This is a genomic window from Hamadaea sp., from assembly GCF_013362815.1.
Taxonomy (GTDB): Bacteria; Actinomycetota; Actinomycetes; order Mycobacteriales; family Micromonosporaceae; genus Hamadaea.
In genome coordinates this window covers 84097-104340 of the sequence record NZ_JABFVK010000030.1, presented here as the reverse complement: position 1 = coordinate 104340, position 20244 = coordinate 84097, and the positions used below count along the sequence as shown (strand labels likewise).

The 20244-nt window shown below is 69.1% G+C and carries 22 protein-coding genes and 2 tRNA genes; 13 read left to right on the top strand and 11 right to left on the bottom strand.

Annotated features, from left to right (window positions below):
• Positions 1-22: 22 nt before the first annotated feature.
• From HOV77_RS16565 to HOV77_RS16550, 4 genes are all read right to left on the bottom strand, one after another.
• Positions 23-523, bottom strand: a complete 501-nt coding sequence (locus tag HOV77_RS16565; protein ID WP_290863203.1) for a universal stress protein — start codon at positions 521-523, stop codon at positions 23-25.
• 66 nt (positions 524-589) lie between these two features.
• Positions 590-1405, bottom strand: coding sequence for a PHP domain-containing protein (locus HOV77_RS16560; protein WP_290863201.1), 816 nt, complete (start codon positions 1403-1405; stop codon positions 590-592).
• 23 nt (positions 1406-1428) lie between these two features.
• Positions 1429-1596, bottom strand: a complete 168-nt coding sequence (locus HOV77_RS16555; protein ID WP_290863223.1) for a hypothetical protein — start codon at positions 1594-1596, stop codon at positions 1429-1431.
• 88 nt (positions 1597-1684) lie between these two features.
• Positions 1685-2866 (bottom strand): serine hydrolase domain-containing protein, encoded by a 1182-nt coding sequence (locus tag HOV77_RS16550; RefSeq protein ID WP_290863199.1) that lies wholly within the window; start codon positions 2864-2866, stop codon positions 1685-1687.
• A 118-nt stretch (positions 2867-2984) separates the two neighbouring features.
• Between HOV77_RS16550 and HOV77_RS16545 the strand changes: the two genes are divergently transcribed.
• The 5 genes from HOV77_RS16545 (at position 2985) to HOV77_RS16525 (ending at position 6907) form a co-directional block, all read left to right on the top strand.
• Positions 2985-3641, top strand: coding sequence for a response regulator transcription factor (locus tag HOV77_RS16545; protein ID WP_290863197.1), 657 nt, complete (start codon positions 2985-2987; stop codon positions 3639-3641).
• A complete protein-coding gene (locus HOV77_RS16540) occupies positions 3638-4792 on the top strand; it encodes a HAMP domain-containing sensor histidine kinase (protein ID WP_290863195.1) in 1155 nt (384 codons plus the stop codon). The genes HOV77_RS16545 and HOV77_RS16540 overlap by 4 nt, the downstream gene beginning before the upstream one ends.
• Positions 4793-4849: 57 nt before the next feature.
• Entirely contained in the window at positions 4850-5329 is a 480-nt protein-coding gene (locus HOV77_RS16535) for a hypothetical protein (RefSeq protein ID WP_290863193.1), read from the top strand.
• 85 nt (positions 5330-5414) lie between these two features.
• Positions 5415-6002: an isochorismatase family protein gene (locus HOV77_RS16530; protein ID WP_290863191.1), complete on the top strand. Its 588-nt coding sequence runs from the start codon at positions 5415-5417 to the stop codon at positions 6000-6002.
• Positions 5999-6907, top strand: a complete 909-nt coding sequence (locus HOV77_RS16525) for a DJ-1/PfpI family protein (RefSeq protein WP_290863188.1) — start codon at positions 5999-6001, stop codon at positions 6905-6907. The genes HOV77_RS16530 and HOV77_RS16525 overlap by 4 nt, the downstream gene beginning before the upstream one ends.
• 123 nt (positions 6908-7030) lie before the next feature.
• Here HOV77_RS16525 and HOV77_RS16520 read toward each other — a convergent pair whose 3' ends face one another.
• From HOV77_RS16520 to HOV77_RS16510, 3 genes are all read right to left on the bottom strand, one after another.
• Entirely contained in the window at positions 7031-8026 is a 996-nt protein-coding gene (locus HOV77_RS16520) for a LacI family DNA-binding transcriptional regulator (RefSeq protein ID WP_290863186.1), read from the bottom strand.
• Between the two features lie 81 nt (positions 8027-8107).
• The gene (locus HOV77_RS16515) at positions 8108-8542 is read right to left on the bottom strand and encodes a YdeI/OmpD-associated family protein (RefSeq protein WP_290863184.1); all 435 of its coding nucleotides are present in this window, start codon (positions 8540-8542) and stop codon (positions 8108-8110) included.
• Positions 8539-9495, bottom strand: a complete 957-nt coding sequence (locus tag HOV77_RS16510; protein WP_290863182.1) for a GntR family transcriptional regulator — start codon at positions 9493-9495, stop codon at positions 8539-8541. The genes HOV77_RS16515 and HOV77_RS16510 overlap by 4 nt, the downstream gene beginning before the upstream one ends.
• Positions 9496-9723: 228 nt before the next feature.
• Here HOV77_RS16510 and HOV77_RS16505 point away from each other — a divergent pair, with 228 nt between their 5' ends.
• Complete coding sequence (locus HOV77_RS16505) at positions 9724-10929, top strand: FAD-dependent monooxygenase (RefSeq protein WP_290863180.1); 1206 nt, start codon at positions 9724-9726, stop codon at positions 10927-10929.
• Between the two features lie 59 nt (positions 10930-10988).
• Complete coding sequence (locus HOV77_RS16500; RefSeq protein WP_290863178.1) at positions 10989-12356, top strand: exonuclease domain-containing protein; 1368 nt, start codon at positions 10989-10991, stop codon at positions 12354-12356.
• 90 nt (positions 12357-12446) lie between these two features.
• Here the strand turns inward: HOV77_RS16500 and HOV77_RS16495 are convergent, their stop codons facing one another.
• The 4 genes from HOV77_RS16495 to HOV77_RS16480 form a co-directional block, all read right to left on the bottom strand.
• Positions 12447-13706 carry a WD40 repeat domain-containing protein gene (locus HOV77_RS16495; protein WP_290863176.1) on the bottom strand — a complete coding sequence of 420 codons (1260 nt, stop codon included), beginning with the start codon at positions 13704-13706 and terminating at the stop codon, positions 12447-12449.
• Positions 13703-14224, bottom strand: coding sequence for a SigE family RNA polymerase sigma factor (locus HOV77_RS16490; RefSeq protein ID WP_290863174.1), 522 nt, complete (start codon positions 14222-14224; stop codon positions 13703-13705). Before HOV77_RS16490 ends, HOV77_RS16495 begins: the two co-directional genes overlap by 4 nt.
• A 37-nt stretch (positions 14225-14261) precedes the next feature.
• Positions 14262-14334: transfer RNA gene (locus tag HOV77_RS16485), tRNA-Arg, on the bottom strand.
• A gap of 10 nt (positions 14335-14344) precedes the next feature.
• Positions 14345-14418 (bottom strand) — tRNA-Arg (locus HOV77_RS16480).
• Positions 14419-14867: 449 nt separating this feature from the next.
• Here HOV77_RS16480 and HOV77_RS16475 point away from each other — a divergent pair.
• The 6 genes from HOV77_RS16475 to HOV77_RS16450 all read left to right on the top strand — a co-directional run bounded on the left by HOV77_RS16475 (position 14868) and on the right by HOV77_RS16450 (position 20119).
• The gene (locus HOV77_RS16475; RefSeq protein WP_290863172.1) at positions 14868-15821 is read left to right on the top strand and encodes a threonine/serine dehydratase; all 954 of its coding nucleotides are present in this window, start codon (positions 14868-14870) and stop codon (positions 15819-15821) included.
• Positions 15822-15830: 9 nt separating this feature from the next.
• On the top strand, positions 15831-16604 hold the full coding sequence (locus HOV77_RS16470) for a hypothetical protein (RefSeq protein ID WP_290863170.1): 774 nt from the start codon (positions 15831-15833) through the stop codon (positions 16602-16604).
• A gap of 24 nt (positions 16605-16628) precedes the next feature.
• Positions 16629-17291, top strand: a complete 663-nt coding sequence (locus HOV77_RS16465) for a nitroreductase (protein ID WP_290863168.1) — start codon at positions 16629-16631, stop codon at positions 17289-17291.
• Positions 17292-17402: 111 nt separating this feature from the next.
• Positions 17403-18401 (top strand): hypothetical protein, encoded by a 999-nt coding sequence (locus HOV77_RS16460; RefSeq protein ID WP_290863166.1) that lies wholly within the window; start codon positions 17403-17405, stop codon positions 18399-18401.
• A 201-nt stretch (positions 18402-18602) separates the two neighbouring features.
• Positions 18603-19565: a hypothetical protein gene (locus tag HOV77_RS16455; protein ID WP_290863164.1), complete on the top strand. Its 963-nt coding sequence runs from the start codon at positions 18603-18605 to the stop codon at positions 19563-19565.
• On the top strand, positions 19484-20119 hold the full coding sequence (locus HOV77_RS16450; RefSeq protein WP_290863162.1) for a vanadium-dependent haloperoxidase: 636 nt from the start codon (positions 19484-19486) through the stop codon (positions 20117-20119). The genes HOV77_RS16455 and HOV77_RS16450 overlap by 82 nt, the downstream gene beginning before the upstream one ends.
• The last annotated feature ends 125 nt before the right edge of the window (positions 20120-20244 follow it).

Below are 20244 nucleotides of genomic sequence, written 5' to 3'. Positions count from 1 at the left end.
AGCGGGCCCCTACGGCACCGGCCTACGGGACGACGGTCACCGGCCAGCGCCCGGCGCGGACGAGCCGGGCGGCGACCGAGCCGATGAACCGATGCCCGGCCTGCTCGGACGCGCCGACGACCACCATGTCGGCGCGCAGTTCGATTGCGGCGTCGCGCAGCTCGGTGAACGCGTCGCCGCGGCGTACGAGGAACGTGGTGGAGATGCCGAACTCGGCGGCCCGATCCCGGATCTGCGTCCGCAGTTCCTGGATCTGGTCGTCGAACAACTGCTCCTGCGCGGCGGCAGCGGTGGCGGCCATCGCCGTCCACACCGACGGGGTCGCGACGTAGACGATGACGAGCCGGGATCGCTGACGGCGGGCCAGCCCACCGGCGTACGCCCCGGCGCGCATGCCGGTCGGTGAGCCGTCGACCCCGGCGAGGATGACCCGCGGGCCGTCGGTGCCTCGTTCGAAGGGCCCCGGATGCCACGCCGGTCCGTAATCCTCGATCAGTCCGCCGTCCGGCCAGCCGTCGCTCACCCCTTCATTATCGCCGTCGGGGTAAGAAATGGCGGCCTGGGAACACCTCCTGATGACGAAACGGAGTCATGCTGCGATCCAGTAGTCGTGGGGATCACGGCCAGGGCGGAATCCGTGCGCCTGCACCATGTCCACCGCGGTTGCGAAGCCGCGGGCGAGTTCGTCCGGTTCGTGTGCGTCGCTGCCGAAGGTGATCGCGGAGCCGCCTTCCTCGCGCCACCAGCGTACGATCTCCGGGTGCAGAGGCACGCAGGTGTTGACCTCCAGCGCACGGCCGCTGTCGGCCAGCAGCCGCAGTGCATGCCGGAACTCTTCCTCGAAGGCGTACGGGTCGAACGGCCCGGCGTGCGCGGGCCAGTAGCGAACCGGGAAGTCGATGTGCGCCAGCACCGTGAACACGTCACTCCCGGCGATCAGCGCGGCCACTTCGGCCAGGTACTGCCGAACGACCTCGGCTGGCGCCCGATGCCGGAACAGGTCGGGCGGCTCGGCGTAACCACCGTTGTCCGGCAGGCAGTGCAGAGAGCCGAGGACACGGTCGAACGGTCCGGCAGCGAGTATCTTCCCGATGGCAGGGGCGTGCCAGTGGGGTTCACCCGCCTCCAGACCGCTGAGGATCCGCAGGCCCGGAAACCGCTCGCGGCAGTCCTCGATCGATTCCAGGTACCCGGCTGCGTCAAACGGCGGCGGCGTCAGCCGCCCGTCCGGCCCGGCCACTGTGGCCAGGAAGCTGCCCTCGTCCAACTCGTCCCTGTCGACGGTCCAGACCGTGTGGTCGACGTGTTCGGTGAAGGCGATCGCAGGCAGCCCGAGGTCGACCGCCCGCGCGCATACGCCCTGCATCGTGCCCGCGAACGCGTCCCAAGACCACTGACTATGCACGTGGCTGTCCGCCGGAAGCCCCATCACGTCCAGTACTCCCCAACCAGATCATTGCCTGCCCGTGCGAGCACCGCCCCGACGGCGTACTCGCAGAAGGCGGCCGGGTCGTCGACCGGCCCGCCGAGCAAGCGCACCGCGGCCAGCACCAGCTGAGGCTGCCGCTTACGAGGCGGACGCCATGATTCCACCACATTCTTCACCGCAGGGGGCGTTCTTGTTCCGTGCGAAGGCGCCTGGCCGTTCATCCTTCGCAGGACCACCCATTGCGGTTCCGGTTCGCTACCCCTGCTCGACAATCAGCTTGCGAGCCAGGCTCGGGATCCCTCGGATGCTTTCCATCTCGTAGTTGGACATGATCACTGTCACGTACCCGCTGTCCGGGTAGAACACCAGCTCGACCACGCCGCCGATGCTCGAACCGCCGTTGTGTCCGTAGGACCACCTGTCGCCGGCGAGCGTGGCGCCCGGGCCATAGCCCGTGAACACCGCCGGCGGGTTTGGGCCGGGCGACGGCAGCATGGGCATCTTCGGGCTGAGCGTCAGCCAGGTGTAGGCGGGGTTCAGCAGCTTCTCCTCCCACAGCGCGTGGGCGAACCGCTCCATTTCGGCGCAGGTCGCGAACGCGCCGGGGGCGAAGATCTGTTCGTCGATGTTGTCGATACGGTCCGCCGACCCCTCCGGGCGATAGTAGCCACGGGCGATCCGGCGGTCCTCGCGCATCTGCGGCAGGGTGTAGAAGCCGGCGCTGTCCATCCCGGCGGCGCGGAAGATGTGCTCGCGGACGTAGTCGTGGTATTCCTGCCCGGACACCCGCGCGACGATCTCCCCGAGCAGGTGGTACGCCGAGTTGCTGTACTGGGTGCCCGCACCCGGAGGGAAGGCCAGCGTCTCCTTCCGGACGAACTCGCCGATGCCCTCCGTCACCTGCTGCACGCTGGTCCATGTGGGGGCCACCTCCCAGAACCCCGGGTCGCCGAATGGGTCGCCCAGGCCCGACGTGTGGGTTAGCAGGTGGTGGATCGTCACTCGGTCGGCGATCTCGGCCGGGAACCCTGCTAGGTGCCGGCCAACCGTGTCGTAGTAGTGCAGCTTGGTGCGCTGTGCCAACTGGGCCACCGACACGGCGGTGAACAGCTTGGCGACCGAGGCCAGGCCGAAGAGCGTATCGGGTCCGTTGGGCACCGACTGCGCCTTGTCGGCCATGCCGTGCGACCGGGAAGGGACAGTGCGGCCGCGATGTGTGATCAGCACGCTGCCGGAGAACACGTCCCTCGCCGCCATGTCTGCGATCAGCCGATCGAGTTCGCCGCCGGGCCGCAGGCCCTTCGGCACCCGCGCCGAAGGGGAGCCTGTCTGCGCGGCGGCGGGTTGCAAGCCCGTGGTCTGGACAGCCAGCCCCGCAGTGGCGGCGACCGAGGTGGCACCCAGCAGCCTGAGCGCCGTCCGGCGAGTCGTAGTCATGGTCGATCACCTTTCCTTCGTTGACTTTGACGGTGATCACATCTACCGGCCGGCGGCTATCGGCGGCCGATCGACGATCCATATGCGTTCCATATGTGGGCGTTGCGATACTGCGTGGATGCGTGTGCTCCTGGTCGAAGACGAGCAGCCCCTCGCCGGCTACATCGCGGCTGGGCTGCGCAAGCACGGCTTCGCCGTCGACCTCGCCGCTGACGGCCGGACCGCCCTGGACAAGTGCGACATCACCCCGTACGACGTAGTGGTGCTGGACCGGGACCTGCCAGTCGTGCACGGCGACACCGTCTGCCGCCGGCTCGCCGAACAGGGTGCGTCGCGGGTATTGATGCTGACCGCGTCCGACGCCGTCGAGGACCGGGTGGGCGGGCTGATGTTGGGTGCGGACGACTACCTGGGCAAACCGTTCGCGTTCTCCGAGCTGGTCGCGCGGGTCCATGCCCTGGTCCGGCGCAGCACCCCCGCCCGCCCACCGGTGCTGCGCTTCGCCGGTGTCACGCTGGATCAGCCGCGGCGTACGGCCGAACGCGACGGGCGGTTGCTGCACCTGACACCTAAGGAGTTCGGCCTACTCGAACAGCTGCTCGCCGCCGGAGGCGACGTGGTCAGCGCGGAAACCCTGCTGGACAAGGTGTGGGACGAACACGCGGACCCGTTCACCAACGCGATTCGGATCACCGTCGGCACGCTGCGCCGCAAACTCGGCGAACCGCCGCTGATCGAGACCGTGACCAGTGCCGGCTACCGGATCGCCGGATGAGGCTGACCGCCCGAGCACGTCTGACGCTGCTGCTGACAATGCTTGTGCTGGCCGCCGGAGGGGTGCTGACCACTCTGACCTATCTGCTGATGCGACAGAACCTGCGGCACCGGTCGTTCTTCAGCGAACTGGACCCGACCGGGAGCCCGTCCCCGGGCACACCCCAGCCGACGCCACCACCGGCACAGCAACTGCACGATCTTGCCGCCAGGGTGGCGGCCGACACCCTGTCTGCGCTGCTCACGCAGGCTGGTCTGGCGCTCATCGTGGTGACCGGGCTGGCCGCCGCACTTGGGTGGCTCGTCGCCGGAAGAGTGCTGCGCCCGATCCGGGCGATCTCGTCAACCGCGAGACGACTGTCCGCCGAGAACCTCACCGAGCGAGTGCCGGTCACAGCGCCCGCCGACGAGCTGTCCGCGCTGGCGGGCACGGTCAACGACATGCTCGACCGCATCCAGCGCGACGTCGCCGAGCGGGACCGGATCCTCGACAGCCAGCGGCTGTTCACCGCGAATGCCGCCCACGAGCTGCGTACGCCGCTGACCACCGCCCGCACCGCGATCGACGTCACCCTCGACGGCGACCCCGACCGCGACGAGCTGCTCACGATGGCCGACGACGTCCGCGACGCCGTCGAGCACGTGCAGCGCGTACTGGACGGGTTGCTGTTGCTGGCCCGCAGCCAGGCCGGCATCAGCGCGCGCGAACCGGCCGACCTCGCCGGCATCGTGGCCGCCGCCCTCGAATCCGCCGCACAGCGGTCGCCCGATCTGGTCATACGCGCGGATCTGCGACCGGCGCCGGTCCTCGGCGTACCCGTTCTGCTGGAACGGATGATCGGCAACCTTGTCGACAACGCAGTCCGCTACAACCGGCCGGACGGGCACCTCGCGATCTCGGCCGGCCCGGCGGATGGGCGAATCGTCTTGCGAATCTCCAACACCGGCCGGGAGATCCCTCCCGGCGAGGTGCAGACATTGCTGGAACCGTTCGTGCACGGGCAGGGAGCTCGGGTTCGAAGCGAGGGCCTCGGGCTAGGACTGTCCATTGTGCACGCCGTGACGCTCGCCCACCGAGGACGGCTCGCGGTCATCGCCAGGCCCGGCGGCGGCCTCGACGTCACCGTCGAGCTCCCAGGACACCCGGTGTGATGTATCCCGCCCGGGGGCACCATTTGTACCATTGTCAGGGCGAAGCAGAATGGGGCGGTGAGCCTCCGTGATCTTCCGCCCGTTGCCCGGTCGATGGCGGCGGCGAGCGCCGCCGTGACGGCGGCGCTCGCCGCCGACCCCGACGAGCTGCGAACCGCAGCTGCCGACCTCGCCGCGTTCGACCCGTCGCTGACCGGGCCGCTGCTCGGCGACGTGCTGCGGATGCTGCTGGAGGAGAGCCATCCCGACGGGCTCGACGCAGACGATCTCCGCTCGGTGCTGGAGACGACCACCAAGGCCGCGCTCGCTTGGCTGCCCGAGGCCGACCCCGAAGTGCTTCTCGTGATCCTGGCCGGTGCGTTGGGCGTACACCCGGAAGAAGCTGATGGGATCGCGCGGCCGCCGGCCCGCGCCGTGGCTCTGCATGCCCCGCTGCTGATCGCGGGTCTTCTGCCCGTGACCCGCCGTGGCCTGGAGTTTTATCTGGAGGCCGCGTTCCGTGAGATGGCGCGGTCGCAGACGATGGAAGCGCCGTAGAGTTCGCCGTCTGTGACCGGATCAGTCCGGTCCGAGGCATGATGGTGTCTGACGCCGACCGGCGTCCGGCGGCAGGATTTGAGGCATGAAGAAGCGAGCACTCATCGTCATCGACGTTCAGGAGTCGTTCCGGCAGCGCCCGATCTGGGCGGCGAGTTCCAACCCGGAGATCGCCAAGCAGGTCTCGCGGCTGGCCGAAACGTTCCGGGCGAACGACGAGAAGATCTTCTGGATCCTGCATGTCGAACCCGGCACCGGCGGCGTGTTCGATCCCGCGCTCGGTTTCGTGCGGCTGATCGACGGACTGGTTCCGGCCGACGGCGAGCCGGTCATCACGAAGACCTCGCACAACGCGTTCACCACCACGAACCTGCAACAGCAGCTGGTCGAGGCCGGGATCGGCGAGGTCGTCGTCTGCGGCATCCGGACCGAGCAGTGCGTCGAGACGACCGCCCGAGTCGCCAGCGACCTCGGTTACGCCGTCACTTTCGTGATCGACGCGACCGCCACCAACCCGATCGAGCACCGGGACGCCCCCGAAAGCCGGTCGCTGGACGAGATCCTCGCCGACCCGCGCACCCTCGGCGTCGAGGAGATCCTGGAGCGCACCGCGTATGCCCTGAGCGGCCGGTTCGCCACGATCGCGACGGTCGAGGAGCTGACCGGCAAGTGACCACCGTCGTCTTCCTGCTCGCTCCGGGGGTTCACCTGCTGGACCTGGCCGGGCCGGCCCAGACGTTCTCGTCGGCCGCCGATTTCGGCGCGGAATACCGGCTGGCGTACGTGGGTGAGCAGGAAGACGTGGCCGCCAACCAGGGGCTGCCGCTCCGGGCGGGCGTCGAATGGCCGTCGCTGACGGCTGACGACCTACTGGTGGTGCCCGGCTGGAAGGCGGCGTCGGCGTACAACCGCCACAAGTTCGGCGCGCAAACGCTGGAGCGGCTGCGTGACCACCACCGTCGAGGTGGGACAGTCGCGTCTGTGTGCGCGGGCGCGTTCGCCCTGGGCGAGGCCGGCCTCCTCGACGGCCGTCGCTGCACCACGCACCACGATCTGCAAGACGAACTCGCCGCGGTTTACGGCCGCGCGAGTGTGGTCCGCGACGTGCTCTACGTCGTCGACGGCCGAGTCGTCACCTCGGCCGGGATCGCCAGCGGCATCGACTTGGCGTTGCATTTGGTCGCCCAGCGCCACGGGCCGGCCTTGGCCGCGCGGGTCGCCCGCGAGATGGTCGTGTACGCCCGCCGCAACGGCGACGAACGCCAGGAAAGCGCGATGCTGCGCCATCGGGCGCACGTCAACGACGCGGTGCACCGAGTGCAGGACGTCATCGACACCCGGTACGCCGACCGCCTGCCGCTGGCGGAACTGGCCGCCTCCGGCGGGGTCAGCGAGCGTACGCTCACCCGGCTGTTCGACCGGGTGCTCGGGCTGACCCCGTTGCGCTATCAGCAACTGCTGCGACTGGAACGGGCCGAACACCTGATCGGGCACGGCGCCACGGTCGAGGCCGCCGCTCGGGCCGTCGGGTTCGAAGACGCCCGCATGCTTCGGCGGTTGCGCTCCCGTGCCGCTTAGCCCGTTTTACGCCGGCGCTATCTGCGCGATCATGAACCTTCGGTCATGCTCGGCCGGTGTGTCGTGTCCACAACGCCCTGATCGTTCCCGCGTCGGCATGATCGACGTGGCCGGGCCGAGGGGTCAGCCCCGGGTGCTTTCGCGTACGACGAGCTCGACTGGAAACCGCTGCCGGTGTGCGCTCGCGGGGATGCCTTCGAGGAGCAACCGAGTCGCAGCGGCGGCCATCTCCTCGACCGGCAGTCGCATCGTGGTGAGCGGCGGATTGGTGCAGACGGCGGCGATGCTGTCGTCGAAGCCGATGACGCTGACGTCGTCCGGTACGCGGCGGCCGCCTGCCGTGATGGCCTGGATCGCCCCGGCCGCCATGTAGTCGCAGGCGACGAAGATGCCGTCGATCTCGGGATGCCGGTCGAGCAGCTGCTGGGCGGCGCGGTAGCCGCCCTGGAGGTCGAAGTCGCCGTCGGCGGCGACCTCGGCGAGCCCGAGTTCGCGGATCGCCTGCCGGAACCCGGTACGCCGCTCGATCGCACAGGGATTGACGGCGGGACCGTGAATGGCGGCGATCCGGCGGCAGCCGAGCCGGTGCAGTTCCCGGACGGCCGCGTACGCACCACCGGTGTTGTCGGCCGCCATCCCCGGAACCATCGGAGCGGTCGGCACCAGGGAGACGACGCGGCGGCATCGGCGGTGGAACCGAGCGGCCAGCTCCGGGGTCGCGTCGGCGAGCACCGCACCCAGTGACGCGTTCGCCGCGATCTCGTCGATCGCCTCGGCGGTGTCGTCCCGGCCGATGGCGTGCAGCCGCAGTTGGGTGCTCGCCTCTTCGAGCACCGGCATCATGCCGGCGATGACCCGGCCGAAGTAGGGATGCGCGCCGAGCCAGCCTTTGGTGGAGTCGCAACCGGACACGACGACGTCGACGGCTCGCGTACGCCCGGAGGCCAGCGCCCGCGCGTGCTCGTCCGGCCGGTAGCCCAGGGCCGCCACCGCCGCCTCGACCCGCGCGCGCAGCGGAGCCGACGCCCCGGGCGCGTGGTTGATGACGCGAGACGCCGTGGCCCGCGATACTCCGGCCGCACGGGCGACGTCTTCGATGGTCGGTTTGAACTTGCTCATCGGATCGGCCTCCCCCAGCTCGGCGACTCCATCGTCACCGCAGTCGCAACGGTAGACCAGAGAGCGCTCTCAGCAGAAGGATCAGCCGCGCAGCATCTCCAGCGCCTTCTCGATGCGGCGGGCCCGGGTCTCCGGCTTCTTCGCGCCTTCGATCGCCAGCACGTGCTCGCGTTTGTGGGTGAACGCCAGGGCGTCGTACGCCGCCCGCGCAGCCGGATCGGCGTCGAGCGCGCGAGCGAAGTCCTCCGGCTCGACGATGACGCGGGGCTCGGTGTCGAGTTCGAGGGTCACCTCGACCTCCTCGCCGACGTCGACTCCCGCGGCCTGCCGGTTGGCGTTGCTCAGGCCGAGCAGGTAGCGGCCGCGCATGATGGCGACCCGGCTCTTCCAGGTATGCCCGTTCACCGTGATGACGACCGGTGGGCGCTTACCGCCGCCGAGGGAGTCGACCACCTCGGGCGGCACCTCCAGCCCGTGCATCCGTTCCGGCGGCTCGACCAGGGTGCGAAACTTCATGCCCCCATCCTTCCCGGTCCGGTCGTGTTGTGCTGCATGAACGCTTCCAGGCCGTCGAGCATCCGGCCCAACCCGAACTCGAACAGCTTGTCGAGGTCGAAGTCGAAGTCGGCGATCTTGGTGAATTCGAGGAACCGCTTCAGATGCCCCGCGCTGACGAAGTCGTGGAAGGACTGTTCCTGAGTCTGCATCCACTCGTCCTCGGTGAGCCCGGTCTCGCGCCGGGCCTCCTGCTCCGGCTCGAAGGCGGTGGCGATGCCGCGGACGAAGCTGAACATCAGGAGGTGGATGAGCATGGGGGTCACCAGGTCGAGGTTCTCGTCGTCGAACGCGCCGAGTATCCACTCCGTGTGCTGCAACGCGTTCGGAGCCATTTGCGGGCGGGTCAACGACAGCACCGGGGCGAGCCAGTGGTGCCGGTGGAACAGCCGCCATTGCAGACGGGCGGCCAACTCGAGCTGCGCGCGCCAGCCGGGCGGGCGTACGGGCGGAAAGTTGTCCTCGCCCATGACGAGATCGATCATGTGCAGGATCAGCTCGTCCTTGCTGGGCACGTAGCGATACAGCGACATCGTGGCCGCACCCAGTTCGGCCGCGATGCGGCGCATCGAGACCTCGCTCATCCCCTCGGCGTCGGCGATCTCGACCGCCTTGCGGATGATCTTCTCGCGGGTGAGCTCCCCCTCGGCGCGCCGGACCACACTCGCCGCGGGTCGGGCCGCCGTCGAGGGCGCCGACCGGGGTTCGGCGACGATCGTGCCGATGCCGGGCACGACGGTGACGACGCCGTCCTGCTGCAAAGCAGCGAGCACCTTCGTCGCGGTGGCGAGGGCGACTCCCCATTCGCGGGTGATCGCGCGGGCCGACGGCACTCGCTGGCCCGGCTGCAGGTCGCCGGTGGCGATGCGCCGCCGGATCTGGTCGGCGATGCGCTGGTAGGGCGGGACGCTCACGGCTCCTCCGTCACGAGTGCTGGCCGTACTAGTACACCACTGTCCGCGACCTGACTTTTGTAGGCCGGTTGTCGGGTCCCGGCAGCCCGCCGCGTACCGAGGTGTACTAGCACAGTACGCTGCGGAAAACCCGGGTGTTCTAGGCGCTTGCGCTGTTCTAAGCGGCGAACGTATGGTGTACGCATCATGATGTACAGCGTACATGAAGTAGCGGAAACTGGGGGAGTCATGAGCAAGACGGTCCTGATCTCCGGCGCAAGCATCGCCGGGCCGGCCCTCGCGTTGTGGCTGAAGCGGTACGGCTTCACACCGACCGTGGTCGAGATCGCGCCGACGTTCCGGCCCGGCGGCCAGGCCGTCGACCTGCGCGGCGCGGGCAAGGAAGTGGCCGAGCGGATGGGCATCCTGCCCCGCGTACGCGAACTGAGCGTCGACGAGCGCGGCATCGCCGGAGTGGACGCGCAGGGGCGGCGTACCTATGCGATGCCGGCCGACATGTTCGGCGGCGAGGGGATCGTCGCCGAGATCGAGATCATGCGCGGCGACCTGACGCAGGTTCTGGCCGAGGCGACGACCGACGTCGAGTACCTGTTCGACGACCGGATCGCCGAGCTGACCGAGGTCGCCGACGGCGTACGGGTCACCTTCGCCAGCGGGCTCGTGCGCCGATTCGACTTCGTCGTCGGGGCCGACGGCGTGCACTCCGGCGTACGCCGGTTGGCCTTCGGCCCGGAAGACCGATACGTCACGCCACTGGGTGCGTACACGGCCTATTTCACCGTGCCGGATCCCGGCGACCTGGACCACTGGTTCCTGATGTACAACGAGCCCGGCGGTTTGTGCGTGGGTATCCGCCCGGAGCGCGGCGGGACCGCGAAGGCGATGCTGACGTTCCTGTCGCCGCCGCTGGAGTTCGATCGCCGCGACCTGCGGGCGCAGCAGGAGATCCTGCGGCGCAAGTTCGGCCGGGCGGTGTGGAAGGTGCCGGAGATCCTGGCCGCGATGCCCGCGGCCGACGACTTCTACTTCGACACCATGTGCCAGGTGCATGTGGACCGATGGTGGCAGGGCCGCACGGTGCTGCTGGGCGACGCGGGCTACTGCGCCTCCCCGCTCGCCGGGCTGGGCACCAGCCTGTCGCTGGTCGGCGCGTACGTGCTCGCCGGTGAGCTGGCGGCGACGCCGGACGACCACGAGGCCGCATTCGCCCGCTACCAGCAGGAGATGGCCGCCTATGTGAAGCAGGCCCAGGAACTGCCGCCGGGCGGCGCGAAGGGCATGGCGCCGGAGTCGGCGTTCATGATCTCGATGCGAAACCTGTCCATGCGCATGAGCACCCACTGGCCGATGAAGAACGTGATGGCGAGGTTCATGTCCAAGGCGGACGCGATCACTCTGAAGGACTACAGCCCCGCGTTGACACCGGTCCGCTGAACGCAATCGATCGCAAGGGGGTACGACGCTGTCGTATCCTCTTGCGACAATCGGGGGCGATGGAGCTTTTCGCGTATGCCGAACTCGGCGTCGACGGCCATGACCTGCGGCGCGGCCCCTACGTCGTCATCGACCTGGAGACCACCGGGCTCTTCCCGGCGGAGGACCGGATCGTCGAGATCGCCATGGCCCGGGTGGAAGACGACCGGATCGTGGAGGAGTGGGCGACCCTCATCGATCCCGGTCGTGATCCCGGGCCGACCTTCCTGCATCACATCAGCCAAGACATGGTGACCGGCGCGCCGACGTTCCGCGAGATCGCCGGGGACATCCTCGCCCGGCTCGACGGCGCCATCGTGGTCGCCCACAACGCCGCGTTCGAGGAGGGCTTCCTCGCCGCCGAGCTGGCCCGGCTTCCGATTCAGGTGCCACCGATTCCGGCGTTCTGCACGCTGCGGGTCGCTCGGGAGGTGCTGGCCTCACCGAACTACCGGCTCGCCACCTGTTGCGAGGTCTGCGGCATCGACCTTCGCGACGCGCATACGGCGCTCGGCGATGTGCGGGCGACCGCCGAGTTGCTGCCTCGCCTGGTCGCCGCCGCGCCGAGCCTGCGCTATCCGGTCGCTCCGGCGACGCTACCGCGGCTGCCGCGCCAAGCCGGTCCGCGTACGCGGGTCACCCGGCTGCGCAAAGGCCAGGACGGCTGGATCCGGTCCATCGTCACCAAGCTTCCGATCTCGATGTCCGACCACGATCCGATCGGCGCGCAGCCCTACCTCGACTACCTGACCGAGGCGCTGGCCGACGGCAAGCTCACCGGCGACAAGGCCCGGCGGCTCGGTCGCCTCGCCGGGCGGGCCGGTCTCGGGGCCGACCAGGTCCGCGAGCTTCACCTGCGATTTCTTGATGGCGTACGCGATGCGGCGCTGGGCGACGGCGTGCTGACCCGACAGGAGCAACTGCGGCTCACCACGATCGCGCGACTGCTCGATGTGCCCGACTACTTCGCCGACGTCACGCCCGACCTGCCGGCGCAGCCGACCGGCACGGGCCCCCGTGTCTGGTGCAGTCCCCACGTTCCCCGTCAGACTCGCGTACGCCTGGAGGACGCGGGTTATCAGCTCGCCACGAACCTCACCCGTACCGTGGCCGCCGCCGTGCTCGCCGACACCGACGTACGCCTCCCGCAAGCCCGCCGAGCGGGCGAGCTCGGGGCACGCCTGGTGCCACTGGACACTGTGGACGCGTTCCTCGACGGTGGCCTCGAAGTCATCCCCGAACGGGACCGGCTGCCCGCGCCGGTCGCGCCGTCCGGCTGGTATCCCGACCCCACCGGCCGGCACGTCTACCGGTTCTGGAACGGTTCGGCGTGGACCGATCGGGTCAGCCCCGGCGGGACGGCGATCTTCACCGATCCCCTCCGCTGACGCGCCCCGCGTCGTCGGGGACCGCGTCGACCCCGCTCCGCTGACTCGCTGAGTGGAACGTTTGGGGGCTCGCAGGGCTCCTCCGACCCCTCAAACGTTCCACCCGCGAGATCGCCTCATCTTTCTGAACACCGCCGCGCCAGCCAGCACGACGAGACCCACCGCCACGTACGCCCAGTTCTGCGCTTGCCACGGAGACGGCTCCAGCGGCGGGCCGTCAAGCGTCCACTGTTCGAGCGCGTCGCGCGGATAGCTCGGGCAGCCGTGCGCAGCCGCTCGCAGCGGCAGGGTCTCCGGGTTCGGATCTTCCGGGAGACGCACGATGGCGCAGGAATCGTCGTCCGTCACCGAGAAGATCGGAGCACCCTGCCGCCACGCGATGAGCTTCGGCTGACCGGGCCGGCCACGGGCCGCCTCGTCCGTGATCGTTCCCGTCGCGACATCGAGCTGCTGCAGGTGATACCGCTGCTGGGCTGATTCCTCGCTGACCGTCAGGACGACCTGCCTGCCGTCCGGCGTCCAAGCGGCGCTGCCCGCGATCTGCTGCCGTTCGCCGAGCGAAACCGTGCGTTGCACGACTCCGGTCGCAACGTCGAGGATGAGCAACTCCTTGGTCTGCGTGTCGCTGCCGACGGTGATCGCGAGCCGGGTCCCGTCCGGTGAGAAAGCCGCCCGGAAGAGTTCGGCCGCAGCGACGTGCACGACGCGTACGCCGCCGTCCGGAACGCTGACGATGACGATGTTCTCCAAGCGAATCGGATCGTTGATCCGCTCGCCGTTCGGGCCGGTGGTGGGCACCACGTCGTCGCGTCCGACAACGGCGACGGCACTTCGGCTGTCTGGCGACCAAACGGCCGGCCAGTTCGACGAAAGGGCTGGACTGAGTCTGCGGGATCGGCCGGTGACCAGGTCGACGAGGTTGTCGCCCAGCAGGTAACGGCCATCCGGCGACAACGTGCCCAGCCAATCGCCGGGGTCTTCGTAGATGAGCCGGAAGGAGCCGTCCTGGCCCACGACCACCAGCGACGACTCCAGGTCGAGGCTGTGCCCCGTCTCGAACACGAGTTTTGCCGGGCCGTTCGGATCCTCGCCGAAGGTCCGCTGCCACAGATACGGCTGGGCGACCCAGGACGGAAGAATGCGGTCGTCGGCGCCGGCGACGTGTTCCCCGGTGGCGCCCGGCATCGGAAGCCACAACGCGGTCACGCTCACTATGAGGCAGGCGAGAACCGCAGCGACCCGCCGACTCCGGCGCCGGCGACGACCGCGTCGCCAAAGGTCCTCCGGCACGCGTACGCCGGGAGCTTCGTCCGCCAGCTCGGCCAGGGCTTGCCGCAGCGCTGTGGTCATCTCGACGCCTCCTGCAGATCGGCCAGTTCCGGCGCGACGGTACGCAGACGGGCCAGCGCGTCACGGGTCTGGCTCTTGACGGTGCCAGTCGACACGCCGAGAACCTGTGCTGTCTGTGTTTCGGTCAAGTCCTCGAAGTAGCGCAGCACCAGCACAGCCCGCTGTTTCGGAGTCAGTCTGGCCAGCGCCTGGCGGACGGCGATCGCCGTCGCCGTCAGCGCATGAGGATCGGCCCCGGCGACCTCCGGCACGGCGGCCACCGGCACCGGCTCTCGTCGCCACCTTCGCCACCAGGAGACGTGCTGGTGATACAGGACTCGGCGTACGTAGGGGTCCGGGTTCCCCGCCGCGACGATCTGTTCCCACCGCGCGGCGACCTTGGTCAACGTCTGCTGGACCAGGTCCTCCGCCAAGTGCCAGTCGCCGGTCAGCAGGAACGCCGTACGCGCGAGCGCCCCCACGCGGGCGTGCACGTAATCCCGGAACGAGTCCGCAGGAGTGGCTGTCGTCGCTGGCACACCTAAGTACACGCGAAGAAGCCCTCCGTTGGAGGGGTGCCCCCGGCTGGACTCGAACCAGCGACCCCCGAGTTCGGAACCCGGTGCTCTCTCCGCTGAGCTACGAAGGCTTGGAACCAGTACGCCTGGCAGGACTCGAACCTGCCACCTCCCGCTTCGTAGGCGGGCGCTCTATCCCGATGAGCTACAGGCGTTTACACGCGCCCGCCCCCCGACGGGTACGCCGTCGCGTACCCGCCCCCGTCGGGCGCGTTAGTCCGGAACCTCCGAGTCGAACGGAGTGTCTTGCGCTCCCAAAGCGCACGGGTTGCCGTCTCCCTCGTTCCGGTTGAATAAGACAGTCCACTATGGAGCGGCGGACTATGAGAATGACACCGATGAGGTCAGGAGAAAAGAAGAAAGCCGTCCGCCGGAGAGCCCGGGGACGGCGAAAGCCGAATGTGGCGCGCGCCTAGCGGCGTCGGCCATCCCGGGTGAGCGAGCCCCGTCGGGGGCACGGCAGTGCGGCGGCGAGTCGGGCTTCGCGCCAGCGTCGGCTTCGCATGTCTTTCCCCTTTCCGATCGGTCTCGCTTGACTGAACACAACGATAAGGCGTCCAAGCGAATAGTGCAACGAATTACAGCAAGCGGTATTCTGAACGCCGTGACGACCTTGGTGACTCTGGCCGACGTTCGAGCCGCTGCCGACCGCATCGCGGGAGTCGTCGTGCGTACGCCGCTGCTCCCGGTGCCGGCGGTCGGCCCGGATCTGTGGCTGAAGCCGGAGAGTCTGCAGCCGACGGGCGCGTTCAAGCTGCGGGGCGCGACGAACGCAGTACGCTCGCTGCCGCCGGAGGCGTTGGCCGCCGGGGTCGTGACGCATTCGTCCGGCAACCACGGCCAGGCCTTGGCGTACGCCGCCCGCGCGGCCGGGATCGCGTGCTGGGTGGTGGTTCCCGAAGGTGCGCCGAGCGTGAAGGTCGAGGCGATTCGCGCGCAGGGAGCGGAGATCGTGCTCGTCCCGCCCGCGCAGCGGCTGGCGGTCGCCGAGCAGATCTCCGCCGATCGCGGGGCCGCCCTCGTGCCGCCGTTCGACGATCCGGCCGTCATCGCCGGGCAGGGGACCATCGGTCTGGAGGTCGTCGCCGACCTGCCCGACGTCGACGTGGTCCTCGTGCAGGTCGGCGGCGGGGGACTGGTCTCCGGAGTGGCGACGGCGATCAAGGCGCTGCTCCCGTCGGTACGCGTCATCGGGGTCGAGCCGGAGCTGGCCGCCGAGACGGCCGAGGCGCTGCACGTCGGCACTCTCGTGCCCTGGCCGGTCGAGCAGACCTACCGGACCATCGCCGACGGCGTGCGTACCAGCCCGTCCGAGCTGACCTTCGCGCACATTCAGGCCTATGTGGACGACATCGTCACCGTCACGGAGGAGCAGATCCGGGCGGCTGTCGGCGTCCTCGCGTACCAGGCGAGGATCGTCGCGGAGCCGAGTGGCGCGCTCACCACCGCTGCATACCTGGCGGGGAAGGCGCCGTCCGGGCGTACCGTCGCGATCGTCTCGGGAGGAAACGCGGACCCGGCGCTGTTGCGCGACCTTCTGTCGCACCGAGCCGGATAATCGTGATCCGTGGGGTGGACAGCGGGGGCTGTGCGGATCGCGCGTGACGTCTTGCGCCGGATGGCGGAGGCCGAGTTGCTCGACCGCGTGTATGTGATCGCGGCGGGCACGTTCGTCTCGGCATTGCCGCTGTTGTTGCTGCTCACAGGGGCTTTGGGCACGTCGCGGCGCAGCGAGTCGGTGTTCGCGACCCAGCTCATCGGCCGGCTCGGCCTCGGCGGTTCCGCGGCCGACGCGGTGCGCACGCTACTGCCCGCGAGCCGGCTGCATTTCTACGCCGTCGGCATCGCGATCACGCTCTTCGGCGTCTACTCGCTGACCCGGCGGGTCGCGCGCGCGTACGCGGCGGTCTGGCAAATCCCGGAACTCCCGCGCAACCGGTGGTGGCGCGCGCTGGTCTGGCTGCTCGTGGAGCTAGCCGCGATCGTATCGGTCGCGGCCGTGCGCGACCTGGCCCGTGGGTCGGCCATGCACGCGCGGGTCTTGCTGTTCGTCGTCGCGATAATCATCTGGTACGCCGCGGAACTGGCCGGTCAGCGCTTGATCACCGACGGCCGTGTGCCGTGGCGAAGCCTCCACGTCTCCGCCGGACTGACAGCAGTCGGCCGCCTCGGCGTCGCGCTCTGGGCCGCGGTCTACCTCGGCACCTCCCTGGCCCGGCAGGCCGAGCTCTACGGCCCGATCGGGGTGGTCTTCGCCCTGTTCACGAGCCTGTTCGCGTCGATCGCGGCGACCCTGATCGCGACCCTGGTCGCAGCCACCGTCACCGGGTCCGGCCGCTGACTTGATCGCTTGTACGCTGGCGCAGTGGACATCTACGGGGCGGTCCTGACCAGGCAGTCGATTCGGAAGTTCACCGGCGAACCCGTACCGCGCGAGACTCTGGAACGCGTGCTGGCCGTAGCGGCCAACGCCCCTTCGGGCAGCAATCTTCAGCCGTGGCACGTCTACGTGCTCTCCGGCGAACCCCTGGCGGATCTCAAGAAACGGGTGGCGGTCCGGGTGACGGCGGGCGACACCGGCGATGATCGCGAGTTCGCCATCTACCCGCCGGAGCTGCGACCGGCATACCTCGAACGGATGGCGGCGCTCGGCGAAGGCCGCTACGGCGCGCTCGGCATCGCCCGCGACGACCTCGCCGGCCGGGCTCGCGTACGCGCAGAGAACTGGAACTGCTTCGGTGCGACCACCGCGTTGTTCTGTTATCTCGACCGGGACATGCCGCCCCCACGCTGGTCGGATGTGGGGATCTATCTGCAGACCGTGATGCTGCTGCTCCGTGGCGAGGGCCTGCACAGTTGTACGCAGGAGGCCTGGGCGGAATACCACCGCAGCGTCGCCGAAGTCATCGATCCACCGCCCGAGCGGATGCTGTTCTGCGGCATGTCGATCGGGTACGCCGACCCCACGACGACGCATCCGCGCATCCGTCGCGCGGCACTGTCGGAGACCGTCACCTTCGTCGGCTGAACCCGGACCCCTCCGGCGTAGCGCGCACGTACCCGTAGGAGTTCTTACAGTCCGAGGAAATCGTGGCCGTGGATCTCCTGAGTGGACGCACGCGCGCCTACGGTCGAGGCTGTGAAGGCTTCCAAGCTGTTGATCCCGGCGGTTCTCGCCGCCCAAGTATGCGTGCTGACCGTCGCGACGCCTGCCATGGCCGGGCGTACGCAGTGCCAGCAGCGGCTCACCACCTTGACCCTGTCGAGCTCCACGGTGCCGGCCGGCGCTGCGATCACCGGGCAGGTCGGCCTGGCGTGCAAGGCCGCCCGATCGGGCGTGGCGGTTGCGCTGGCCGCCGATAGCGCTGCTGCCGGCGTACCGGCGTCGGTCGTGGTGCCGTATGGCTCTCGCGCGGCATCGTTCACCCTCACCGGCGGGAACGTGACGGCGGATGTGGTCGCGACTGTTACGGCTACCTATGGCGCCGACTCGCTCGGTGCCTCGGTGACGGTTGTGGCGGCGACGCCGCCCTCCGTCCAGCTGCGGTCGCTGACAGTGACGCCCACTTCGGTCACCGCAGGCGGCGTGGCGGCCGCGACCGTGACGTTGTCCGGCGCTGCTCCGAGCGGCGGAGTGGTGATCAACCTCGGTAGCGACAACCCAGTCGCGGTCGTCCCGGCAACCGTTGCCGTCCCTGCCGGTGCCACGTCGGCCGGCTTCACCATCGCCACGGTGGCTGACGCGGCACAGGCGTACACCCAGACCGTGGGGTTGCGGGCCGGGTATGCGGGTGGGCAGGCGTCGGCAGTGCTGTTCGTGTTCCCGCCCGCGCCGCCGACGGGGATCGCCGTGCGCGCGGTGAACCTGAGCGCTGCCACGGTGGCCGGCGGAGGTGACCCGGTCACCGCGTCCGTGACGCTGACGTCGCCGGCTCCGGCGGACACGCGGATCTATTTCTACGGTTCGGCTTACAGCCCGGTACGCATGTCGGCGCAGACGGTGCTGATCCCGGCGGGCCAGCAGTCCGGCGCGATCCAGCTCTTCCCGGGCTCGGTGGACGCCGACTACACCTACACGCTGACCGCCGAGGTGCAGGGCACGACGCCGGCGGCGGCGTACCTTGTGATCACGCCGTAGACGTCCATTGAGGACGGACGTGACACGGTTGCGTCGCCGAACGGGCCGTACGGCGGGTGCTAGGCCCCGAACTGTCTGTTAGTTCGGGGCCTTTCGATATTTAGATGCTATTTCGTGATCTTCCCGTCACGTGATCGTCGCTTGTGGATCAAAGACTCGGGTCTCCCATGGCGATCACTAGACACGAGGGAGCACGAAGCCATGCGAAATCCCCTTAGACGCCTGCTGTTCGCGGCGCTCGCCGTCACGCTCGCCGCCACCGGAGCCGTGGCCACCGCCGCACCGGCTCAGGCGGCGCCGATCGGCGACCACGTCCTCTACTGGAACGACGTCCTGCTGAAGGCGTACCGCACCGCAGGCGGCGCGCCCGGACCGCTGGCCCGCGCCGGAGCGATGATGCACCTGGCGATGTTCGAATCGGTCAACACCATCAACTGCTACAAGACCGGCAGCTACGACGTGTTCAACTGCCTGGCGATCGACTACACCGGCAGCAACACGATCAGCACCTGGAACAACCCGGACGTCGAGACTGCCATCGACTACGCGGCGTACACCGTTCTGGCGAGCGTTTATCCCGGTATCGACTTCTCCGCCGACCTGACCGCGGCGCAGAGCGGCATTCCGGTGGACGCGTCCCAGCAGCAGGGCCAGAGCGTCGGCGTCAAGGCCGGTCAGAACATGATCAGCTACCGGACCAACGACAACTCCGGCGACGCCACCGTCTATACGCCGAGCACCGCCCCCGGCTTCTGGCGGCCCACCGGATCCGGTGACGCCGCCACCCCGAACTGGGGCAAGGTCACGCCGTTCTCCCGGTTCACCGACAGCTACAAGACCAGCCAGCTGCGTCCCCAGTTGCCGGCGGCTACAGCACGATGTCGGCCCTGCTGGCCAGTTCCGCGTACGCGTCACAGGTCAACGAGGTCAAGAGTCTGGGCCGGTCGACGGGGTCCACCCGGACCGCCACCCAGACTCAGATCGCGTGGTTCTGGGCCAACGATCTCGACGGCACCTACAAGCCGCCGGGTCAGCTGTTCACCTTCACCCGCATCGTCTCGGCGCAGCGCGGTCTCGACCAGATGGCCAACCTGCGTCTGTTCGCCCTGGTCGGCTCGGCGATGGCAGATGCCGGCATTCTCGCCTGGGACGCCAAGTACCTGACGCCGATCGACTTGTGGCGACCGGAGTCGGCGATCCAGCTCGCGGACACCGACGGCAATAGCGCCACCGCCGCCGACACTGCTTGGCGGCCATTGTCGGCCGACCGTAACGGGGTGAACTTCAGCCCGCCGTTCCCGGCGTACGTCTCCGGTCACGCGACCTTCGGCGGGGCGTGGGCCAAGGCGATGGCCCGTTACTTCGGCACCGACACCATCACCTTCACGGGCACGACCGAGGATCCGCATTCCGTGGGCGTCACCCGGACGTTCACCAGCTTCAGCGCCGCCGCCACCGAGAACGCCCGCAGCCGGGTCTATCTCGGTGTCCATTACCAATGGGACGGCGACTACGGCGTGTCGACCGGCACCAAGGTCGGCGACTACGTGTCGAGCAAGTTGCTGCAGCAGGTCGCCAACGGCGGGACTTACGGAACGTTCCAGTCCTGCGACGACAGCGGGGCCGAAGAGACCTACCACTACCAGAACTACAGCGCTTTCGACTGCCGCCAGGACTCGCCCACACAGTGGACCCTGGTGCTTTACCCGTGGTCCTGACGATCCTCTGAAGCACCGAGCAGCCGGCCCGCGCTCGCGCGGGCCGGCAGGCTCAGCGAGTTCGCTGGCCGGCTCGGTTGTAGGGCCACTTCGGCGTACTGGCGGTCTCGGAGGGCTCGCAGTGA